Genomic DNA, 2,808 nt, shown 5'->3' on the forward strand with positions numbered 1-2,808 from the left:
CCGTGTCGCGCACGGCGGCGGCCCGGCTCTTGTCGGAGACGGCGACGGTCAGGTTGCCGGAGCGGGCGTCGAACCAGGAGCCGGCGTAGTCGGACCCCGCGGCGCGCCTGGCCTCCGGCTCGACCTCGACGGCCGTCGACTCCTGTGCCAGGCGAGTGCGGGCTTCGGCGGCGGAGAGGCCGAGATCCTGTTGGAGCGCCTGGAGGAGTCGCGGAGCGGCGGGTTCGGCCTTCGTCTCCGCGGCGGCGGCGGGGGCGAAGCCGGCGGCTCCCCAACTGCCGAGGACGAGGAGCGCGGACAGGCCGGTGCTTACAACGTGGCGACGTCGCATAGCGGTTGCCCTTCTGTTGTTCCATGACGTGGGGGCGGAACACGAGGCGTGAAGAGAGCGCTCTCATGCCTTCCCGGCAGAGTAGGGATCCCGCATGGGCATGTCCATACCAAGCACGCGCTTCGCGGTCGCCCGTCCCCGCGCACACCGGGCGCACGAAGACGCGGTGTGGGTCAGTGGTGCATAGCATCGGCCGGGAGGGGTAACTGCTGCCGAGTCAGCGCTCACTCCTATCGTGGAGCCGCTCGTGCGCACCTCAAAGTCCCAAGGCCGACCGGCGAACGCTCCCAAGGCCACCGCTTCTCAGGCCGCTTCCGAACACGCGGAAGAGCCGGCCGAGCCTGACGGGCCCCGCGCGCCGGACGGCGGGCCCGACCCGGCACCCGACAGCCGCCGAGGCCCCCGTCCCGCGCTGCGCGTACTGCTGATGGTGCTCGCGTTCTTCGGCATGGTGGCCTTCGCGGTGGTGCTCTCCCGGCTGACCCTCGAACCCTCCGCAGCCTCCGAGGGCCTGACGTACAGCAACCTCGATCCGGGCGCGTCCATCACCAACTACCTCTCGCAGCCCGCCTTCAAGGACGCGGTCAAGCAGCTGGGCGGCAACATCGCGATGGGGGTGCCCTTCGGGATCCTGCTCCCGGTACTGGCACGGCGGACCCGGAGCCTGTTCATGGTCCTGCTCACCGCCGCGCTCGTGATGCTGCTGGTGGAGCTGGTGCAGGGCGCACTGGTGACCGGGCGCACCTTCGACATCGACGACGTCATCCTCAACACCTCCGGTGCGCTGCTCGGTTACCTCCTCATCGGGCGGCGACTCGGGCGCGCGGTGCACCCCCGGGGGCCTCGCTGGTGGCAGCGGCGCACGAAGCAGCAGCCCGAACCGTCCGACTCGGCCTGACCCCGGAGCCGAAGTGCCCGGGCGCGGCGTTCCGGGCCCGGAACGCACGGCGGCCGGGTCAGGAGCCGGACCGCACCAGAGACGTCGCCTTGCGCGCGGCCACCAGCACCGGGTCCCACACCGGGGAGAACGGGGGCGCGTAACCGAGGTCGAGCGCGGTCATCTGCTCGACCGTCATTCCCGCGGTGAGCGCGACGGCGGCGACGTCCACCCTCTTCGCGGCGCCCTCGCGGCCCACGATCTGCACGCCGAGCAGCCGCCCGGTGCGGTGCTCGGCGAGCATCTTCACCCGCATCGACGCCGCCCCGGGGAAGTACCCGGCACGGCTGGTCGACTCGATGACGGCGGTGACGAAGCGCAGCCCGGCCCGTGTCGCCTGCTCCTCGAGCAGACCGGTACGGGCGATCTCCAGGGCGCAGACCTTGCTGACGGCGGTGCCGACCACCCCGGGGAACGTGGCGTACCCGCCGCCGACGTTGGTCCCGATCACCTGCCCCTGCTTGTTGGCGTGAGTGCCCAGCGGGACGTGCCGGGTGCCGCCGGTGAGCAGGTCGGTGACCTCCACGCAGTCGCCGCCCGCCCAGACGCCCTCCTGGCCCCGCACCCGCTGGGACAGGTCGGTCAGCAGACCGCCGGCGTCACCCACCGGCAGCCCGGCGTCCCGGGCGAGCGTCGTCTCGGGGCGTACACCGAGGCCGAGCACCACCAGGTCCGCCGGGTAGCGGGCGTCGTCGGTGGTGACCGCGCAGGCGCGGCCGTTCTCGGCGGTCTCCACGCCGGTGACGGTCGCCCCGGTGACGGTGGTGATCCCCATACCGCGCATGGCGTCGGCGACGAGCGCGCCCATGTCCGGGTCGAGGGTGGACATCGGCTGCTCGGCACGGTCCAGGACCGTCACCCGGTAGCCCCGGCGGACGAGCGCCTCGGCCATCTCCACACCGATGTACCCGCCGCCCACCACGACGGCGTCGGGGGCCTCGGTCCGGTCCCGGACCCGGTCCACCTCGGTCAGCAGAGCCTGCCCGTCGGTGAGGGACTGCACGCCGTGCACGCCGGGCGCGTTGACGCCGGGCAGCGGCGGGCGCACCGGGCGGGCGCCCGTGGCGATCACCAGGTGGTCGAACCCGGTCCAGCTCTCGGTTCCGGAGTCGCCGCAGCGGGCCCGCACCCGGCGGCGGTCGAGGTCGATCTCGGTCACCTCGGTACGGGTGCGCACGTCGATGTCGCGGGCGCGGTGCTGTTGCGGGCTGCGCGCGATCAACTCGTCCATGTCGTCGACCTCGCCGCCCACCCAGTAGGGGATGCCGCACGCCGAGTACGAGGTGAAGTCGCCGCGTTCGAAGGCGACGATCTCCAGTTCGCCGGCCTTCCGCCGGCGACGGGCCGCGGACGCGGCCGACATGCCCGCCGCGTCACCACCGATGACCACCATCCGCTGACCGGCCGCCATCGCCCTGCCCCTCTTCCGCCTGGTTCTCCCACCGGGCGTGCCCACGTCGGACGCCCGTGCCGACTCTGCCACACTCCGTGCCGCGGGCCGGCCCGACGGCCCCGGCCCCCGGCGCGGGTGCCGTCAACG

2 protein-coding genes and 1 pseudogene are annotated in these 2,808 nt (G+C 73.2%); 1 reads left to right on the forward strand and 2 read right to left on the reverse strand.

The features are described 5' to 3' along the window. Positions 1–331, reverse strand: a pseudogene (locus ACYVE9_RS21670) (S1 family peptidase); the annotation flags it as partial. 247 nt (positions 332–578) lie between these two features. Here ACYVE9_RS21670 and ACYVE9_RS21675 point away from each other — a divergent pair. After that, a complete protein-coding gene (locus tag ACYVE9_RS21675) occupies positions 579–1,229 on the forward strand; it encodes a VanZ family protein (protein WP_461029561.1) in 651 nt (216 codons plus the stop codon). 58 nt (positions 1,230–1,287) lie between these two features. Here the strand turns inward: ACYVE9_RS21675 and ACYVE9_RS21680 are convergent, their stop codons facing one another. After that, complete coding sequence (locus tag ACYVE9_RS21680; protein WP_461029562.1) at positions 1,288–2,679, reverse strand: FAD-dependent oxidoreductase; 1,392 nt, start codon at positions 2,677–2,679, stop codon at positions 1,288–1,290. Positions 2,680–2,808: the final 129 nt, after the last annotated feature.

The sequence above is a fragment of the Streptomyces sparsus genome, assembly GCF_054776295.1.